The following is a 19,815-nucleotide window of genomic DNA, read 5'->3' as shown; positions in this document are numbered from 1 at the left end:
AGACAAACAAACACTTATGTTATTTCAATATTATAGAAGATAGCTGATCCCGCCTCTATATTTATGTAATTATTGATACTTAGATATGCACTAAAGAATGAAAACGCCTTAAATAACTGACAGGCGCTCTCTTCTATTTGCAAAATTTGAAACTTTGATTAAGCGAGCAAAGTGCTTGCCTCATTTCTTCATTTTCTTCTTTAAGCTTATTATTTTCTTCTTTTAGTGTAGCTATCTCACGAGTATTTGTTGCCAACTGAACTTCAACACCTTCACTCATAAGCTTATACATGGAAATATTCTTATCTAGCTCTTTTACAGCTTCAATAAGTGGCGACACTAAGACTGCATAATCCACAGATAGCCATCCATCTGCATTCTCAATGACGGCCGTTGGAAATTGCGCTTGAACATCTTGAGCGATTACACCGATTGAGTGCATTCCAGGAGAAAGTGATTTTTCATTCCAATCAAATTCAACCCCCTTTAGTGCCTTAATCTTATCAAGTGCATTTTCAATTTCGACAACATTATCTTTTAATCTTTCATCAGATGTACAGTTCGTGGCACCGGCACCACCTCCAAGCGTACAGTCTGTTGCACCTTGAACTCTTAGATTGCCTACGACATGAAATTGCTCTGAAGGTGTCGTTGTTCCAACTCCAACACGCCCTGCTGCCGTAACAGTCATACGATCAGTATTTGCTGTAGTGATTGTAACAGGAAGGCTTGAGCCAACTGCTCCTGCTGAGTTCATATTTCCAAGCTTTATACCAGTTCCATTATCTACAAGAACTTCAAAATTATTAAGCGTTCCACCTTTAAAAACAACATTATCAATTCCACCTTGAGAAATAATCTTTTGTGCTGAAGTAACTTGACCAAAGAATGCTGAACTTGTCGTTGCATCACCTGCAATCGTATTAACAGAAATATTTCCAAAATCCACATTACCAGTGACAGTAATATCACTGTCAAAAGTAGCGGCGCCCGTAACCTGTAGAGCTCCATTTACAACAGCATTTCCATTATTTGTAAGTACGCCTGTATTTACAAGGCCACCTGTTGAAGTAATTCCATTTCCTTGAATTGTCCCACTTGCTGTTAAATTTGTTGTTGATAAATTTCCGGTATGAGAAAGTGTTCCGGAAACAACAGTACTACTTAACTGAGAAATACCTGTAACATTCAGATTGCCTGCAAGTTGAGTACTTCCACCAACAACCATCTGGTAACCCGATGTATTGGAAACGGCAGAACTACCAACTAATAGCCTTCCATTATTTGTCAGTCTCATATTTTCTTGTTGAGTATTAGAAGTATTTGCAGTTGTATAGAAATTCAATTCAGTACCAAGATTTGTCGCACTAAAATTTTCTGTCGCAGTTGAGCGAATACTTGCAGTATTAACTATTCCACTACCAGTATCTCCACCAAAGTTTAAGAGACCTAGAACATCGTTAGTTGTTGTCATCGAAGGTGCAGTGATTAGACCTTGTGAACTTGCAAGATTAATTGATGACTGATTTCCACCATAAGAATAGAATTGTCCACTCGCATCTCCAGAGTCACTACGAACATCAATTTGAGCAGTCGCATTGAATGTTCCAAGATTTGATGTGTGCCCAAATGAAAGAAAACCATTTGCATCGTAGAGAGCAAAATCTGAAGATTCAGATTGAAATGCAATATCACCAGGTCCAGAACTACCGGCCGTTATTGTCGTCGTTCCAGAATTAGTCATATTGATAGCATTAATATTTGTAATCCCAGAACCGTCCCCTACAAATGCAGCAGCTGTAACAGTCGATGAAACATTAAAGTTTCCATTTATTCCCGAGTTACCATAAACGTAGAACAGATATAGTGGATTAGGAATACCACCAACTGATGTTCTCCCTGAAGAGTCGATATAGAATTCAGCAGAATTCCAAAAAGATGAAGTTAAACTATCTCCGTCTCCATCAACATCGATAAAGAAGTAATTCATCCCACCGACATTAGTGTTACTTCCGTATACTCCCATCGTGGCATTATGCTCTTGTCTTAAACCAAATGATAATGCCCTTGCCCAACTAGATCCTAAACCAGAACTAACATTTCCACCAACATGCAGTAGAATACTTTCTTCAGCAGTAGTAGGGCCTGCAATATTTCCACTTACAGTTAATTTTGAAGGGCCTTCATAAGGATCATCAGAAATTGTAACTTTTCCACCTGAACCTACTCGTCTAATATGTGAACCACTAATATCCCAAGGGCCAGCATAACTACCATTACTTAATTGCAGATCCCACTTATTAGTCGATTCATTAAAGCGAATGATGTCCCCAGCAGTGAAGGTTTCAATATTTCCATCACCATTTAGATCACCGACAACTGGTGCTGCATCATTAACAACATAGAAGTCACCATTATTAACTCCTGCTACAGAAGGTGGTGTAACTCCTCCTCCAGCATCAAGAATTAATCGACCTAAGTAGTTTGAGCCACCAAGGTAATCAACAGCAACCCAAGCTGATCCATTATACTGTAAAACTTGTCCTGCACTAGATGCGCCAAGAGAACTCAATTTCGAATTCGTAATTGCTCCATCTTGAATTTTACTTGTAGAAATCGAACTATTTTGGACATCAAAACTTACAGATGTCACTGTTTGTCCAAAGGCATCTGTAACAATAAGGTCATAAATAAAGCCACCAACGATCTTTAAACCATTAGGTACTCCTAACCTCACCATATTTGCTGACTTTGATAAAATATTTAAATTAATAACTTGTGGGCCATTCTTTGTTTTAACAGCACTTATTGTTGAAAGGTTTGTCCCATTAAGAATCAATTGATTTGAAGAAACTTCAATAAGTGTAATCTGATGTCTTTTAGTAATATCAGAAGTGTCTGATGAATCAACGTTATTGCGAGCGGTATTACTCACCGGCTTACACGCGACAAAAAGTACAACGAAGAGAATGTAAAATGCATTATTAAGTTTCATATCCATAAATCCCTAATTTCATATCGGAGATTAATAAATAAAGTTAAACTATTAATATTACTATACCAAAGCACTTGGTTATCAATTGCAAATAAGGAGTATTTGCCAATGATTTCTTAAACTTGTCATTGGTTATAAAATACTTATATGAATAGCGTTCAAAGATTTTTGCAAACTCTTTTAGTCACAATTACATTTCTATCAATGGCCACAGCGTCCTTTGCCGAAAAGTATGACCTCAATACAAACCTAATTGTTATTCAAAATATTGCTAATGATGGAATGTCTTTTGTTATTCGAAAAGGACGAGTTGATAATATTGTAAAGGGACAAGTCTCTCTATTTTCTTCGAAGAAGATTTCTTTTACGGCCCGTGCTATCTCCATAACGAAAGAATACTCTCAGTGGATTGTGACTGATAATAATATGCGCGTGCCTTTTGAAAAAGGTCAAATTGTTACAGTTAACTACTCTCCTGAGCGAGTATGGTTAGAAATCCCTAAAATTCTTGGAGATGCAAAATACAAACAGATGCTAGCAGAAGAAGAGATGTCTCTTAGAGAAAAACAATTTCAACGCTATGATAATCGATTTGAATTTTTCTACGGGAAGAATCAAGGCTTAAGTGAATCGACAAGTTCAAGTATTAATAATGATGGAACGAGAACTGGTGACACGTTTCAATTTAACTACGCCATCCCTATTAATCAAACTTTTCAAACAATCATAGGATTTCGCTACGATCTAGACCTTCTGACACTTCTAAATCCAAATGTTGAGCAGGAAACCAAAAGAATGATGGGGACAGCGGCCTTAAAAATTTCATTTAATAATAGTTGGAGTTATCGCTTCAGCTACTTTATTTCACTAGGCGCAGGCTTTGGCCGTTCTGAAACGAGTATCCAAGATACAGTTAGAGTTGGAAGCGCAATGCTTCTTCCATCAGTCAGCTTAGGTCTTGAGTATAAGGTTTCAACTTCTCAATCACTTATTTTCAAAGCTAATTTTGATGCTATCCAAACTGATGAAGAATTCGCAGATGGCTTCCAACAATCGACAGATCAAACAATGTTTGGCCTATCTGTTGGATATGCCTTTTAAGTATCACCTTCACCATCATGAGGAATTGAAGGCTTAATCAATATCCTAATAATATAAGCAAAGAATGATTCTTTCTCTCTTTTATGCTTAAAGAAAGAAGCTTCAGAGACAGGTTGTAACAATAAGGCAATCAGTAGAATTACTTTCATCTTTCCTCCCTAATTAGAAACAATAGTAAAAGGAAAGCATAACGAAAATTGAATGTCATTTGATGTGAAAAAAAATAGGCCTTCATTAAGATAACTTAAGAAGGCCTATACTTTATCGACTTTTTATTTGATTAATTCGATTAAGAATTATTTCTTTGCAGCTGGAAGAACTTCGATTAGTTCAACTTCGAAAGTAAGTGTTGCGCCACCAGGAATTGATGGAGGAGCACCTTGATCACCATAAGCAAGCTCAGATGGAATTACTAGCTTAATTTTTCCACCTTCACCAATAAGTTGCATCCCTTCAGTCCAACCTTTAATAACTCTGTTAAGAGGGAATTCGATTGGCTTATTTCTCTTATAAGAAGAATCAAACTCAGTTCCATCTCTTAAAGTACCTTTGTAATGAACTTTTACAGTATCTGTTTCAGTTGGCTTCTTTGCAGAACCAGCTTCAATGATCTTGTAAGCTAAACCAGATTCAGTCTTCTTAGCACCTTCTTTAGCAACAAATTCTTCTAGGAATTTTGCACCTGCATCTTTTTCTGTTTTAGATACTTCGCTCATTCTTTGGTTTACGATATCTCTAAATTTAAATGCAAATTGTCTTGTATCAATATCAGTTGCATCTTTAGTCATACCGTCACGAACACCTTGAACAAGGTTATTCATTTCTCTTTCAGTAAGTTTGAAATCCTTAAATCTCTTTCCGTAAACATGTCCAACTGAATAGAAGATTTTATCATTTTCAGTCTCAGGCTTTACTTCCTCTTTCTTACCACATGAAACAAATAGTAATGGCGCGATTGCCATTGTTGCTAGTAGTTTCTTCATTTAACATCCTTTGTCTAAATTTATTGAAGTCTTTTTACTAATTAATATTTATATAAATAGATTAAAGTGCTTTGGTCTGCTTTTCAAGCCTTAAATATTTTCATCCATTGCCTTATTGGCCAACATATCGCAGTGCTCATTTTGCGGATGACCACTATGTCCTTTTACCCAACGAAACTGAAGATTAGAAAAACGTCCTGCCACTTCATCAAAACTTTGCCACAGCTCAATATTTTCTGGAGTCTTCTTGTCGGCTTTTTTCCAACCACGTGCCTTCCAACCAGGAACCCATTTCGTAATTCCATCAACAACATATTTCGAATCACTATAAAGGAAAGCGGCATGTCCATGATCTAGCCCCATCTCTTCCAATTCATTCTCTAGTGACTTCAATGATTCAATGGCACCAGTAAGCTCCATTCGATTGTTAGTTGTCTGATACTCGAAGCCAGAGCTTTCAAAGAAAACGACGCCATCTGGATTTTGTCCCATTGCCCCCCACGCTCCAGGTCCAGGGTTTCCACGACATCCACCGTCACTATAGACAGTGTAGGCCCCCATGGCCTCCATTGGTATACTGAAGTGTCCATTGCCACTTGCAACGCCATTATCGACATCCTCAAGGAGCTCGACGCTTTCGCGAAGCTGAGCAATTGCATCATGATCATCTTGTGTATCAAGTACACTTTCTAAATATTCTAAAGTTTTTAGTATGTTTTTCTTTTTCATTACTTAAGTATTCCTTTTTAAAGTCATAAGTATAAAACTTCATTTACAAAAAAGGAAACTTCCACCACAATTTCTTTATGGAATTTATTAAACTAGAGTCTGGAAAAACAGTTAACAACCTTGAAATCGAAGCTTTTAAAAATAAAGTTGATTCACCTCGCTATATCTATCTGATGGCAGGAGTTCATGGAGATGAAATCGAGGGAGTTCACTGCCTAAAAGAAATCTTTTCATGGCTTAAGACTGAGGTTGAGACAGATCTACCTCTAGTCGTTATTCCTATCGTCAATAAAGATGGTGTTAATGCAGGAACGCGCGTTAATGCTAATGGTGTTGATCTTAATCGAAACTTACCTACTCAAAGCTGGGAAAGTGAATTCGAAGAAGATAAGTACAATCCAGGAAGTGCTCCATTAAGTGAGCCTGAAAACCAATTCCTAAATAAGCTCTTTAATGAGTATCCTCCGGCCTTTATTTTATCAATTCACTCATGGAAACCAATTGTAAATTACAATGGTGACTGTAAGGATGTTGCGCAGCTTTTGGCCAAACACAATAATTATCCAATTGCAGATGATATCGGCTACCCAACTCCTGGCTCACTCGGAACTTACGGAAGTGTTGAGCTTGGAGCACCTGTACTTACATTTGAATGCCCAACAGTAGACACTGGTGTAACTGTTGAAGAAGTGTGGCAAGAAAATGAAGTCGGATTCAAAGAAATGATCACATCAGGAATTCTGAAACGATTCCTCTAAAGGTTAATTTACTCTTCTTAAACAAAATTAACTTATCTTCGATAGCGCTAAATCCGTTAATAAGGCATATTCAAAATGAGAGTGCTGCGTTGCGGCGCCCATGTTTATATTTTGGTATAAATATCATTTAGGCCCCAATATCCCTCATAATCCCTCTCTCTTTTGGGCCTAGGTGTAATCGGAGGCCGTCCCACGGCCTCCCTTTATACTTCCCTCAAAAATCGTCAACTCCCTAAACAACCCTGTAGATTTTCCAAAGTCAGCGTCTTCGTACCCCTATTGTTATATATTTACTTCAAATGCGAACTCGTCCGAAGATGAACAAATGGCATACCATTTGCATCAAGTATTGAACGAATTTCATTTTCAGGAACGAAAAAAGGAGACAGAGTGACACCATTTAAGTGTATCTCATTAATTTTACTTGCGCTTACAACAACATCTGTTGTTGCCCAAAGTAGCACTAGTAATATCCAGGGTGTCAAAAAAGCACCAGGTGCGACTAGAAATTGGTCAGCTAGAGTTGATACGACAGTTTCAAGAGATTTATTAAAGACATCTGAGGCAGGCCACTATAGTGGAATGTATAACTCATTTCGTTTCAATATTATTACAGATAAAGGTAGTTTCGCCGCTAAAACAACAGTATCAAAAGACTTTGTTGATGAGCGAAAAAGTAGAATCAGCGATACGTCAGTATCCTTTACTAGAAAGGCTTCTCAGCCATTTGATGGTGTTGTTTCATTTGGTACGGCATCGTTAAAACTTCCAACAAGTAAGGTTTCTAGAAAATATTCTAAGCTTCAAGCAGGAATTAGCTTAAGTGAAGGCCTATCAATAGCCGATAGTGTTATTGGGATTAAGGACCTATCTGCATTAGTTATTCTTGGTGCATCCAAGAACTTCCATGAGTATGAAACAACAATGACTGGAAGCTCAAATACTTCATATAGTCTTTCATCAGTTGCATATCTGACATACAGCGTGTCGGATGCGCTATACCTATCACTTGGAGGAACGTATATGAAGGGATGGACATACCAGAATAATACAAAAGATGCTTATTCGTTCTCACAGGCCATTGGCTATAGCTTTGGCCCTAAATACAACCTAGAGGTAGGTCATGAATTTGGAGGAACTCCCCTATCACCTGATGGGAAAAAGGTTGAGATCGACCTATTTGATGAAAGAGATTCATCAGTTTATGCATCACTAACAATAAAAATATAGAACACACATAACGAAGACAAAGAGAAAGAAGAACAAATGACAAAAAGAACAAAGGTAGAAGAAAAAATGAAAATCAAAAATGAAAACAAGTTTGGAATGCTCAGAGGCCTTACACATGCTTTCGCATTGGCAGCGATCCTTTCAAGTTGTGCAAAGACTCTTCCGGACAAAGAGCCTGATTTTGCACAAGAAAGTTACCGTACTAAGAACTCTGTTACTTCAGCTAAGCTAGTTATTGAATCAAAAGCAGTTGCGACTCAAGAAGAGCTTTCTAAAAACAGAATTTCAACAGACCTAATCGACACAAGTGTTGGAAGTGAAGCAAAGACTCTTTACTCAACTCAAATCGTTAGTTCTAATGATAAGACTTATAATGTTCTTGTAAAAGATCTTCTTATTTTCGCAGAAAAAGAAGGTCAGAAGTTTGAGATTACATTTGATCTTACGACAAACTACCTAGTAGCGTATATCGCTCCAGTAAATGCTAGTGCACAAACTCTTAGCGCTTCTAATAAAATCATTCGCGATGTTCTTCCAGTTAAAGCTTCAAAGCTTGATCGTATTCCATTATTTCAATACGGTGTTGATTTCTACCAAAGAGAAAATGTAAAGAATGATCTTGATGAGAAAACAAGACATATCAGATATGTTGAGAAGGACCGTTCGGAATCAACTCACTATAAAGTTGACTACCTAATCGAAAACAGAACTTACACAGGTGTTTTCGGAATGGATCAAAAAGAAATCGCGACAATCTACCGTCGTGATAAGGTTGAAAATAACCTATTCACAGTAGGACAACTTGAAGACCGAATCCTTAATAACGAAAATGCTTTCACAACGTCTAAGCATGATGGTCATGTTTTTGAAAACAAGGATCTAATCAAGGTTATTCTTGATGACAATGAAAGCAAAGCTTACTTTGCTCGTGTTATCAAGAAAGAAGACCTAACTGATAACGAAGAAAAATTAGTTCGTGCAGAAAGATTTAACCTACTATTTTCTAGATGTGACGCTGATACAGCAAAGAGGGCTAGAATCGCTCTTGATAACTGTTTCCTACGTTCAGAAATTTCTGAAAAAATTAAGTACGTTAAATTCAAGTACGATATCGATGATAATGATGAGATCCTAGCTGAGACGAAAATCTCTTCTAGTACAGTTGCAGAAGATGCAAAATTCATTCAACTAGAAAAAGACTCTCAACCAGAAGAGATTTACCCAACTGAGATCAGAGAAGAGCTATCGACAGCTTGGCTAAAACTTGAAAAATTTAAGAATCAAGAATTCACTTTTAGAAGAGTATTAGAAGACTCTCCAAATATCTTTAACTACAGTTTTGCAGGTTCTAAAGCGACTTTCCACGTTGAAATCGTTAAGTTCCACTTTGAGCCAGATCGTGTTCTAGTAAAAAGATCAAGACCACTACTTGATAAGACAGGATCAACTGATCTTGACACTGAACCATTACTAGCTTTTGAAGCAGAATACTTCCGTGAAAGTAAGAATGACAAAGGTGGAATCGTTTACGTTCCAGCAAGTCACAATGATGAAAGAGCAATTGCAGTAGTTAATCTTGGAAACGATCAAATTGGTGATGTTCTTACGTCACTAGACCCTTACCTAATGAGCGTATGTGGTGGAGGTAAGGCCCATGGTCTTACAGAAGTAAGTGACATCGTACAAGTAGTTGACGGAAGAGATGAATTCCTTAACTTCTCTACTCAATCAACTTATAAGAAAGGAAACTTCTTTAACTGTGCTGACTTCGGTGGAGATTACTGGGGACAACAGAATGAAACGATGACTTTCAAAGAAAGAACTACTTTCATGAAGTATAATCAAGAGTTCGAAGAACCAGAGCAAAACCTTTCTTACGAAGTACAAAAGAAGTTTAACTTTGGTCTATTCACTGGTTCTAAGCTAGTACCAAAAGGATACACTGAGCAAACTCGTGACTTTGATACAACAGTAGACCTACCAATGGTATTTGATATCAGAAATGGTAAAAATATCGAGTACGTACTTACAGGTATTCCATCAAATAAATATGATAAAGATGGGAAGCTAATTAGAAAACTGACTCAAACAGAACTTGATTTAAGAAATAAGATTATCGTTTCTTCTCAAAAAGTTGTTGATGATATCAACCTAGGCTTCAAGCGTGCTTTCAAAGGTACACAATATGAAGGACGTGGTGATATTATCACTCTAAAAATAGAAAAAGATGATTCAATTCCAGCAGGAACGAAGAATCTTTCTCTTACTCACAATCTTGATGGTGAGTCACGTTCAGTAAATATCGAGGTAGTAGAAAAAACTCACCTTGGTGATCTACAACGTAACCACATCTACTGGGTAGAAAAAGCAACTTCAAGTTCAATCATTGGACTTGGTGGACCGTCATTTAACCCAAGAAATGGTGTTGTTGAATCAGCTTCTGTTTACCTATATGGTGGTAACATGAAGTCTTCAATTAACTGGATGGTTGATAAGGCCATCGCAGAGAAGAACTTTGTTAAGAATATTACTCCAACTAAAGAGCTTAAAAACCTTGCTGATGAGCTTAATAAGAAAGCTATTGAAGATGCTCTAGCTGAGCACAAGGCAAAGACTCAAGCGGCAGGACAAAATACACAAGTTGCTGACTCTGATGAAGTTGAAGTTGAAATTGAAGGTGAAACAGTATCTCAAAGCACAAAGAAAGCTGAGATGAAATCTCACCGTCATGGTGTTGCTCATACTAACTTAAAGAGCAGCCTACTTAACACAATTAAGCGTCCAAATATCGCTTCACAGATGGGGAAAATCAAAGATGCTCACCGTCTAATGAAGAACGACTTTAGAGCTAGCTCATTTGATAAAGATGAAGTTCTTTCTAACTTCACAAGAGCTAACCAAAAAGAAGCAAAAGCAGTACATGCTGCTTGGCAAGCAATTGCTAATAAAGATGATGTTGCACTACAAGCTGCGATTCATGGTGACAACTCAATTGAGGCCCTTCAAGCGAAGATCAAGCACTCAATGGAGTACGATGCAAAAGGTAATAAAAACCCAATTTGTAACCACGAAACAGCTGAGTTTGCTCTAAGTAATCTTGCTAAGAACTACGATGTTCTAAAGATGGCACAAACTGACGAAGGTAAGAACGATATCCTAATTGATATTTGGATGCCGACTCTTGCTCACGAAATTGGACACAACCTTGGTCTACGTCACAACTTCGTTGGATCATTTGATAAGAAGAACTGGGTATTCCCAGGAGAAAAAGAAACTAAGAGAACTTCATCTTCTGTTATGGATTATACAATTGATGACCACGCTACTTACGATGGTCTAGCTCCATACGATGTATACGCACTACGTGCAGCTTATACAGGGATGGTTGAACTTGAAGGTTACACAAACTCAAGAAAGAAATCTGTAGAGATCAACGGTGTTGACGTTAAGGTATCTTCTGTAGAGTCTGAATTCGAACCAGGTCTATACTATCACCTAGTAAGAATTAAAGATGTTGTTGATGCACTAGTTGGAGAAAATGGAAACCCATCAAATATCTCTAAGCATAGACTTATGGCGGAAGCTGGTCTTAAGAGAATTAGATTCTGTTCAGATGAGGACGCTGGAAACTCTCCTCAGTGTAACAGACACGACTTTGGTTCATCTTTTGAAGAAATCGTAGATTACCAAATTGCAGACTACCGTCAGATGTATGAGTATATCTACTTCCCAGGTAAGCGTAAGGAATTCTACGGTGGAGCAGCATTTGGTTGGCTAATGGACAAGTTCTACAAGCTTAGAATGATGAATGAAGAGGTATTCTACCACCTAATTTATACTCCAGAGTTGTACTCTCAAGCAGATCAAGCAACTCATGATGCAACAACTAACGACCTAGTTAATGGTGTAATTAAATCACTATTCTTCCTACAGTCGGTAGTTGCAACTCCAGATATCACTCCAGGTGCTGGACTTGATACTGAAGCACAAAGAAACAAGAGATTTGTTTCGACTCTTGTACCATCTCAAACTGAAGTAACAGCTGAAGATGGAACAGTTCTACAAGTAGCAACGCAAAAACCAATGGTTGTTGAAACTAAGTGGAATGAGGCAATCTCACTAGATAGTGATTCATACAGAGCTAAAAACCGTGGTGTTGAATATGATAAGGCTGCAGCTCTTGTAGCACTTACAGAGTCAGAGTCGTACTCTTATAAGTACCGTTCAAACTCTTTAAGAATTCCATACCAGTTACTAGAGCAGTACCTATTTGGAATTGATATTAAAGATTCAATTGTACAATCAACAATTGGAGAAGTTCTTTCTGGTCAAGTTACACCACTAGTATATGACCCAGAAACTGGACGTAATATCCCACTAACTAACGGAGCTTTTAAAGTTGAAGTTGGTGAAGTTGAAACTAACTATGCTGCTATCGGTGGTCTAGTTTACGGTAACATTGATACTTTTGAACAAACAGCTAACCCTGCTCGTGCATTTTGGGTAAACCACATTTCTCAAAACGACCTACTTACTGAGACTTTTGAGCACGAAGGGCAAACTTACCAAATCCCAGAGGATTATGTAGCAGAGAAAACTGATATCAGAAAAGCATATGTACCTTACGCACAAGATTCATATGTAGCTGGTAACGTTATTAAGAAAGCGAGTATGATGCAGTTAATCTCTCACGATGAGCGTTGGTCAACATTCTTTAAAGAATGGGAGCAGGCACAAATCGCAGGACTTCAACTTGCTCAAACTCCAGCGGCACAAGGTGCAACTGAAGATACAATGAAAGCTCAAAAGACAGAGCTTGATATGGCAGCAGCTCTTGGTGATGCAACAGCAATTAAATCAGAGATGGAGAAATACTTCGCTCAGATCAACGCTCTTCTTGCTTCACAAAATCAAAAAGAGATGATTGCAGGATTCCTTGCTCAAAGAGCACTTGTAAAACAAGCTGGTTCATACTTTGTATCAGCACAATTTACAACAATGATGAATGAGATTGGTCTTGAAGGTGTGTCACTTGAATACATTAACCAAGTACTTAGCCAGGCAATCGCTCCAATCGCTTTTGAAGCTGAAGCATGTCGTCTTTCTGAGCAATACTGTTCAACAGTTGATATGATTCAAATGGCAAAGACTGGAAACAAGGATACTTACTTAGACAATAAGATCACTAACCTTCTGAACAACTTTTCAATGCCTTCTGTGAACGAGCAAGGTCAAGTTGAGCTATTCGCACCAGTTATTACAAAGATCATCCAAGGTCTAAATAATAACGAGCAAATCAAGTTAGGAGATGTTTTCTTAAGAGATATCCAAGAAAACAGCTTCGCTCAGATTCAGCAAATGGATCAGCTTGTTGGTGAAGCGATGACGAAAATGAAAGTTACTAAAGATGTAGATAGCTTCTACGGAGATATGAAGAGAAACGTAAAACTTCTTGGATTATACTTCAGACTAATTAATCCGATGGAAGGAAAATAATCCGAACCATCTACCGATAAATTGTTCTTAAATTTGAAACCCGCCCTGTCCAGGCGGGTTTCTTTTTTTGGAGGCGTCATTTGCCACGATGGCAAAATGATGCCGAACAACCCAGAGGCGACCACAAAGGGAGCCTTCGGGTAACCAACTTCAAAAACCACACTACTTACTCATTGAATTAAAGAATGTTATAATTTAAAAACACGATGGCAAAATGATGCCGAACAACCCAGAGGCGACCATGGCCTGCTTCGGCTCCTGCCTCTCGCAGGCATACAATTCTTCCTGAACATAAAGGGAGCCTTCGGGTAACCAACTTCAAAGACCACACTACTACTCATTGAATTAAAGTCCCTAAAAAATTACAACTCGACCCAAAACCTCATCTTCTTAACACCATTAACCTCAATAACATTCTCAAGCTGGCCACGGTTTTTACGAATTGTCTTCTCAGATCCAATATTACCTTCATCACAAGTAACAAGAACCTTTTTAAGGCCCTTAATATTGGCCCTAACGTAGTTTAAGGACTCAGCAAGAATTTTAGTCGCATATCCTTGACGGCGGAAACTGGGGCATACTCCATAACCAATATGGCCACCAACCTTTAAAAGATGATCGTTTAATTCAAAACGAATTGATGTACGGCCTACAATTCTCCCGTCCTCGTTGAAGGCAAAAAGTAATGCGGCAGCTACGTGCTCTTTTGGAATATGAATTCCCCTTGCAAACTCCGGAGCTATCGAAACATATTTCTCAAACTCTCTATTAGCTAGAGTTTCCCAGTAATGAACAAAGTCAAAATTGTTCTCCCAGTCCTCATGGAAAGCAGCAAAGAATTCATCCTTATCCTCATGAGTTAAATATCTTAGAGTAATTCTATTCATGTATCCCCTTCGTCTTAAACTAATCCAAAGACTCTAAATACTCAGCGCATGCTAAGTAAATATCTGCTTGTAAATGGCGGTTTTCTGACTTTAGAAGTCGGCAAACCTCTTCAGTGGTAGCTGATTTTAAATTATTAGAGTTAACGAAATTTGCATCTCCAGTGAAAACGACAGCAGCTGAGATAGGATGAGAAAAATGCTCTCGCAAGGGCGTCTCGTATTTATCTTCTAAGATCCAATGCCCAAGTTTGTTAATACTTTTCATACTAATGCCAAGTTCAAGACCTAGCATTCGCTCTAAACCAAAAATAACGCTTTCCCCTTCTCTTAATTCTCCTCCAGGATAGTCAAGCTTACCACTGTCTTTAACAAGGTATAGCCACTTGTCACCGGCCCTTGGAACAAAGAAAACATTGGTTATAAGGGATTCGTTAATTGGTTCTCCAGTTAAGAAAAAACGGCGTTTAAAATGCTCGTTATCAACAGGAGATAAGAGTGTTGAATATTTATCTACTTCCATTTAATAATTATAACAGAAAATAGAAACAACAAGGCCCTCTTTCGAGGGCCTTATTTATATCAAAATTTAAAATCTGAATTATGCTTTATTGAATTTGATAACTTCAGTTGGACAAGCTTCAGCAGCTTCAAGAATTAAAAGTCCGTTATCAAGTGGCGCATCTGGACGAATCACACAGTTAGTATCTGTAACTTCGAATACTTCAGGGTAAATACCTTCACAAGCGTTACAAACAATACAACCTTCTTCAATCCATACCTTAGAAACAGCAAAGTTTTCTTGAGCAGGAGCTCCTGCACCAGCAGCACCAGCGAATTCACCAGCAAACTGTGGGTTTGCAGAAATTCTAAGTCCTACAGGAATATCACCTTGTGGAATGGCATCTGCAATAAATGAACGAGTTGTTTGGTGATAAAACATCTTTGGTTTTACGTAACCATATTTTTCATTAAATGTTTCAACAGTATTTTCAGCACCACGGAATGCTTCAATAAACTTGCGTCCCTTCATTGTGCGAGATTGAGTAACACCGTCTTTAGACTTAAGTTCGATTTCAACTGTTGAAGAATCAAGGTTTTCAAGCTCTAAAATATCTTTAAAAGCCGGTCCCATTTTAACTTCAATACCAAAGTCAGAATCTTGAACAGCAAAGTCACTTGAAACAGTTACTTGAGTTTTCTTACCAAATGGGTTGAATAGCCTTACCGTAACGTGGTTAAACTTAGCAGGCTGCCTAGAATTATTCCAACGGTAACCAAAAGCAAAACTTTCATCATCTGAAGATTTTAGAACTTCAAACTTCGACTTCCCAAATAGGAAGAAGAATGAACCTGAAAGAAGGCTTAAAACACCTAGTTGGACAACCATCCCTGTTACAACTAATAATGCAATGGCTAATGCAATTAAAGTAGTATTCACTTTATCTCCTTAAATTTCACTTGTAATTTCCTAGAGTATAGCACGAATTAAAATTATTCGTCTAAGGAATTACACATAGTTAAATCGATTTTATCTAACGCAGCTGGACTAAAGCCCACGCAACTCTTAAGTAGTCCACCATTAGCGACCGCGAGTCCAAGTGTTTGATTTTGCGATCTCATCCAATAGTGGCCATCGGCCACATCCATTTTTAATGTTTGGCCATTAACAAAACGTAGGCTCATGGCCTCGTCTAATTCTATTTTTTCAAATCCAATAAGTTCAGTTATCGGATTTGTGTAGTTCAATAAAAAATCATTAGCACTGAAATTTTCATCATCAAAGATTGCCAAATCAATACTATTTTCTAAATCAATTCCTGCTGAATTAGTTCGTCTTAAGTCTTCCAGAGCACCTCTTGTTCCTAATTTCTTAGCAAGGTCATCAAAGAGAACTCGGATATAAGTTCCAGAAGAAACACAAACACGAAAGACGATCTTACGGCCCTGAACCTCTAATAGTTCAATTTCATGAATTGTTCGCTCAACAGGTGGCTTTTCAATAAATACACCTTCTCGTGCCCACTCATGAAGCGCCTTGCCTTCGTGCTTAGTTGCTGAGAAAGCGGGAGGGCTTTGCATATACGGACCAATAAAAGTTTCAAGCTGACTCTTTACCTCATCGAAGCTTACGTCAGAAAACTCTAATTCTTCAATTGTACCTTCTTCAGTATCAAAATCACCTGTTGGAGAATTAACACCAAGAATTCCTGTCGCAATATACTCTTTAGAATCAATTTGAGTGTATTGATTTAATCTTGTTGCAGGTCCAATACCAATAACAAGTAGACCAGTTGCAAATGGATCAAGAGTTCCAAAATGTCCGATCTTACCAATATTTTTAGGAAGGTTTTTTTTAAAGCGCCTAATAACATCAAAGGAAGTTATCCCTTTTGGTTTATCAACTTTAAAAAAGAAAGGCCCAAAGATTGGGCCCTTAAATTTCTTATTTCTTGAAGCCATTAGAAAGACTTTCCTTTATCTTTTTCAGATTGCAGTAGTTTTTCAATTTCCTGCTCATCTTCAAATTGCGAGTCATACTCAGCAGTTAATGAAGGTGTGTGTCTTACTTGTAAAGTCTTAGCAAGGTGACTTCTAATTTTACCTAGAGAAGTATCCATCGCCTTAGCAATATCACCTCTTCTAGAAGGATCGAATGTATCCCAATATAACTTTGCCGTAGAAAAGTCTGGGCTTATCTCAACCTTAGTAATCGAACAAAATGTGAACGCAGAGTTATCTAGTCCACGACGAAGTAATTGATTTACTTCATTTTTAATTTGTTCTTCATATTGAAGTTTTTTCTTATTGCCACTCATGACATCTCCAACCGAATTAAAGAATTGGTGAGTCTGCTGTTAAAACATCCTCAAGCTTACGTTTCTTTTCTTTCAGTTTATATGCTTCGAATAGGTCGCCAACTTTTACATCGTTGTAATTTTCTAGGCCAACACCACATTCGTAACCATTTTTAACTTCTTTAACATCATCTTTAAATCTCTTAAGAGAAGACATCTTACCATCAAACATGATCTTACCTTCTCTAAGAAGACGTACGTTACAACCAACTTGGATAGCACCATCAACAACAATTGAACCAGCAATTGTTCCAACTTTAGGAACAGAGAATGTATCACGTACTTCCGCGCGCCCGATGTACTCTTCAGTAAACTCAGGATCGAGAAGACCTTCAACAGCTAGTTTCACATCATTGATTAGTTCATAGATGATTGAGTAAGTCTTAACATCAATTCCATACTGCTCAGAAAGCTTACGTGCAGAAGTTGATGGTCTCATATTAAATCCAAGAACAAAGGCACCCGAAGTATTTGCCAGTTCAATGTCTGAGTCACTAATTTGACCGACACCACCGCGAATAACTTTAACTTCAACCTCTGGATTTGAAATTGTTTCAATAGCAGATTTAATCGCTTCAAAAGATCCTTGAACATCTGAACGAATGATAAGGTTAAGATCTTTCTTTTGTCCCTCATCTGATACAGCAGTTGCAAAGAAGTCTTCAAGAGAAACTTTTGGCCCTTGAGTCTGAGCTGCAGTTTCAATTCTGATTCTTTCATCAATACGGTTTTGAGCAATCTTCTTTGCTTCTCTTTCGTTTTTAACAACGTTTAGGCTATCTCCTGGAGATGGCGCTTCTGCAAGTCCAATAATTTGTACTGGCATCGAAGGCCCAACTTTATTATGTTGAACACCTTTATGGTCAGTTAAACTTCTTGCACGTCCAAAAGTTTCTCCAACAACAATTGAGTCACCTTTTTTAAGTGTCCCTGTTTGAACAAGAACAGTTGCAACAGGACCACGTCCGTGCTCAATTCTTGATTCAATAACAACACCTTCAGCTGGCCCTTTAGGTTCAGCTCTAAGCTCCATGATTTCAGCTTGAAGTGCAATTGCTTCAAGAAGTTCATCAACTCCATCACCTTTAAGTGCAGAAATATGACAGAATTGAGTTTCCCCACCCCATTCCTCAGGAGTGATATTAAATTCTGTTAGAGCTTGTTTAATACGATCTGGGTTAGCACCTTCACGGTCCATTTTGTTAACCGCTACAATTAAAGGCTTACCTGCAGATTGAATGTATTTAATTGACTCTACAGTCTGAGGCATAACACCATCATCAGCAGCAACAATTAAAATAACAATATCTGTAATATCAGCACCACGCTGTCTCATAGCACCAAAGGCCGCGTGACCTGGAGTATCTAGGAAAGTAAGCTTAGAGTCTTTAACATCTACCGAGTAAGCTCCAATGTGCTGAGTGATCCCACCAGCTTCGCCAGCAGCAATCGATTCATTTCTAATATAATCTAGTAGAGTTGTTTTACCGTGGTCAACGTGACCCATAATTGTAATAACAGGAGCTCGAAGTGGAAGCTTATTTAGTTGCTCTTCAGAAAGAGATTCTTTCCCAAGTGCCGCATCCTCATCAAAAGTCTGATCCTCTACTCTATAATCGTAAAGAGACGCAATTTGTCCCGCTAATTTAAGACCAATATAGTCACCATTTCTAACAAGTAGATTTAGGTCAAGACACTTATCGATCATATCTTTAAGCTTAATAGATAGCTTCTTCGCTAATTGCTCAGCGTAAGCACCACCGTGAAGCTTAATAATTCTCTTTGCTTCTTTTACTTCTGTAATCTCAGTTGATTTCGAAGGTCCTGAGTACTGACGCTTTCTCTTAACTTGAGTATACATTGGGCGTCCAGTACCTTGAAGTGAAGAGTAAGACTTAAGCTCTGAAGTTGCACGTTCTTCGTTAAGGGCTTGTGAACGGTTAACCGTCTTCTTAGCACTTAACATAGAAGCAAGACCACTTAGACGATTTTTATCCTTCTTAGCTGTACGATCTTCATCACCTTCAACAACACCTGCTTTAGTGTTGATATCATCTTGAACTTCTTCGTCCTTAGTAGCAGCTTTCTTTGCCTTGCGAGCAGCAGCTTTCTCTTTATCTTCTTTAGTTGGAGCTGAAACAATTCTTAGACCAAATGGCTTTCCATCTAGAGTCGTCGATTCTTTCTTCTCTTCTTTTTCTTCAGAAGCTTTTTTCTCTTCAGTCTTAGCCTCGACAGCAACTTCTTCTTTTGCTTCCTTAGCTTCAACTTCTTTTTCTTCCTCTACTTCAGGAGCGTGAGCTTCCTCAGCAACAGGAGTACTTACAGTCTCTTCTGCATTTACTTCAATATCTTCAGAAGATTCAACAATAGCTTCAGTGTTTTCATCATCAGAAGTTGCCTCCGAAGATTTTGATGAAGCTTTACGACGTACAACAGTCTTCTTCTTACGAGTAACTGTCTTCTTAGCAGGTTTATCTTCCTCACTATCATCGTCAGCTTGTGCCGCAGACTTCTTTCTTACAGTCGCCTTTTTTGCAGCTTTCTTTTTGACCGTTTTCTTCTTTGTCGCCTTCTCAGCAGGTGCATCTCCAGCACTTCCTCCAGTAAGTGATTCCCACTTAGTAATATCTTCATCAGATAATACCGACATGTGGTTTCTTACTGAGAATCCGTGTGACTTCAGCTCTTCTACGAGGTCTAATGGCTTCTTTCCGAGTTCATTGGCCAATTCAAATATTTTCTTAGGCATTTTATCTCCGTAGTATGACTACACTTTTC

The 19,815-nt window shown here is 38.1% G+C and carries 14 protein-coding genes; 4 read left to right on the top strand and 10 right to left on the bottom strand.

Features of this window, described 5'->3' with window-relative positions:
* Positions 1–133 precede the first annotated feature (133 nt).
* Positions 134–2,995, bottom strand: coding sequence for a tail fiber domain-containing protein (locus tag ACMAYL_RS00240; protein WP_392992221.1), 2,862 nt, complete (start codon positions 2,993–2,995; stop codon positions 134–136).
* Between the two features lie 204 nt (positions 2,996–3,199).
* On the opposite strand from ACMAYL_RS00240, the gene ACMAYL_RS00235 reads away from it, so the two are divergent.
* A complete protein-coding gene (locus ACMAYL_RS00235) occupies positions 3,200–4,096 on the top strand; it encodes a hypothetical protein (RefSeq protein ID WP_412462508.1) in 897 nt (298 codons plus the stop codon).
* On the opposite strand, the gene ACMAYL_RS00230 is transcribed toward ACMAYL_RS00235, so the two are convergent.
* The 3 genes from ACMAYL_RS00230 to ACMAYL_RS00220 all read right to left on the bottom strand — a co-directional run bounded on the left by ACMAYL_RS00230 (position 4,093) and on the right by ACMAYL_RS00220 (position 5,640).
* A complete protein-coding gene (locus ACMAYL_RS00230) occupies positions 4,093–4,245 on the bottom strand; it encodes a hypothetical protein (RefSeq protein WP_158246795.1) in 153 nt (50 codons plus the stop codon). The genes ACMAYL_RS00235 and ACMAYL_RS00230 overlap by 4 nt on opposite strands.
* 147 nt (positions 4,246–4,392) lie before the next feature.
* Positions 4,393–5,079 (bottom strand): FKBP-type peptidyl-prolyl cis-trans isomerase, encoded by a 687-nt coding sequence (locus ACMAYL_RS00225; protein ID WP_103216992.1) that lies wholly within the window; start codon positions 5,077–5,079, stop codon positions 4,393–4,395.
* A 90-nt stretch (positions 5,080–5,169) separates the two neighbouring features.
* A complete protein-coding gene (locus ACMAYL_RS00220; RefSeq protein ID WP_103217557.1) occupies positions 5,170–5,640 on the bottom strand; it encodes a ribonuclease H family protein in 471 nt (156 codons plus the stop codon).
* A gap of 245 nt (positions 5,641–5,885) precedes the next feature.
* Here ACMAYL_RS00220 and ACMAYL_RS00215 point away from each other — a divergent pair, with 245 nt between their 5' ends.
* From ACMAYL_RS00215 to ACMAYL_RS00205, 3 genes are all read left to right on the top strand, one after another.
* Positions 5,886–6,566, top strand: a complete 681-nt coding sequence (locus tag ACMAYL_RS00215) for a M14 family murein peptide amidase A (RefSeq protein ID WP_412462507.1) — start codon at positions 5,886–5,888, stop codon at positions 6,564–6,566.
* A 390-nt stretch (positions 6,567–6,956) separates the two neighbouring features.
* Entirely contained in the window at positions 6,957–7,796 is an 840-nt protein-coding gene (locus ACMAYL_RS00210) for a hypothetical protein (RefSeq protein WP_103216990.1), read from the top strand.
* 36 nt (positions 7,797–7,832) lie between these two features.
* Positions 7,833–13,292, top strand: coding sequence for a zinc-dependent metalloprotease (locus ACMAYL_RS00205; protein WP_412470557.1), 5,460 nt, complete (start codon positions 7,833–7,835; stop codon positions 13,290–13,292).
* 362 nt (positions 13,293–13,654) lie between these two features.
* On the opposite strand, the gene ACMAYL_RS00200 is transcribed toward ACMAYL_RS00205, so the two are convergent.
* The 6 genes from ACMAYL_RS00200 to infB form a co-directional block, all read right to left on the bottom strand.
* Positions 13,655–14,179, bottom strand: coding sequence for a GNAT family N-acetyltransferase (locus ACMAYL_RS00200; protein WP_412470556.1), 525 nt, complete (start codon positions 14,177–14,179; stop codon positions 13,655–13,657).
* 19 nt (positions 14,180–14,198) lie between these two features.
* Positions 14,199–14,699 carry a hypothetical protein gene (locus ACMAYL_RS00195; protein ID WP_392992230.1) on the bottom strand — a complete coding sequence of 167 codons (501 nt, stop codon included), beginning with the start codon at positions 14,697–14,699 and terminating at the stop codon, positions 14,199–14,201.
* A gap of 78 nt (positions 14,700–14,777) precedes the next feature.
* Positions 14,778–15,617, bottom strand: coding sequence for a ferredoxin (locus tag ACMAYL_RS00190; protein ID WP_199177516.1), 840 nt, complete (start codon positions 15,615–15,617; stop codon positions 14,778–14,780).
* Positions 15,618–15,670: 53 nt separating this feature from the next.
* Entirely contained in the window at positions 15,671–16,639 is a 969-nt protein-coding gene (gene truB / locus ACMAYL_RS00185) for a tRNA pseudouridine(55) synthase TruB (protein WP_412462504.1), read from the bottom strand.
* A complete protein-coding gene (gene rbfA, locus ACMAYL_RS00180) occupies positions 16,639–16,995 on the bottom strand; it encodes a 30S ribosome-binding factor RbfA (protein WP_103216985.1) in 357 nt (118 codons plus the stop codon). The genes truB and rbfA overlap by 1 nt, the downstream gene beginning before the upstream one ends.
* Before the next feature lie 16 nt (positions 16,996–17,011).
* Positions 17,012–19,786, bottom strand: a complete 2,775-nt coding sequence (gene infB / locus ACMAYL_RS00175) for a translation initiation factor IF-2 (protein WP_103216984.1) — start codon at positions 19,784–19,786, stop codon at positions 17,012–17,014.
* Positions 19,787–19,815 lie beyond the last annotated feature (29 nt).

Source organism: Halobacteriovorax sp. RT-2-4 (assembly GCF_047085445.1).
Classification (GTDB): Bacteria; Bdellovibrionota; Bacteriovoracia; order Bacteriovoracales; family Bacteriovoracaceae; genus Halobacteriovorax_A.
Note: the sequence above shows the minus strand (reverse complement) of the source record. Positions and strands in the feature narration are given on the sequence as shown.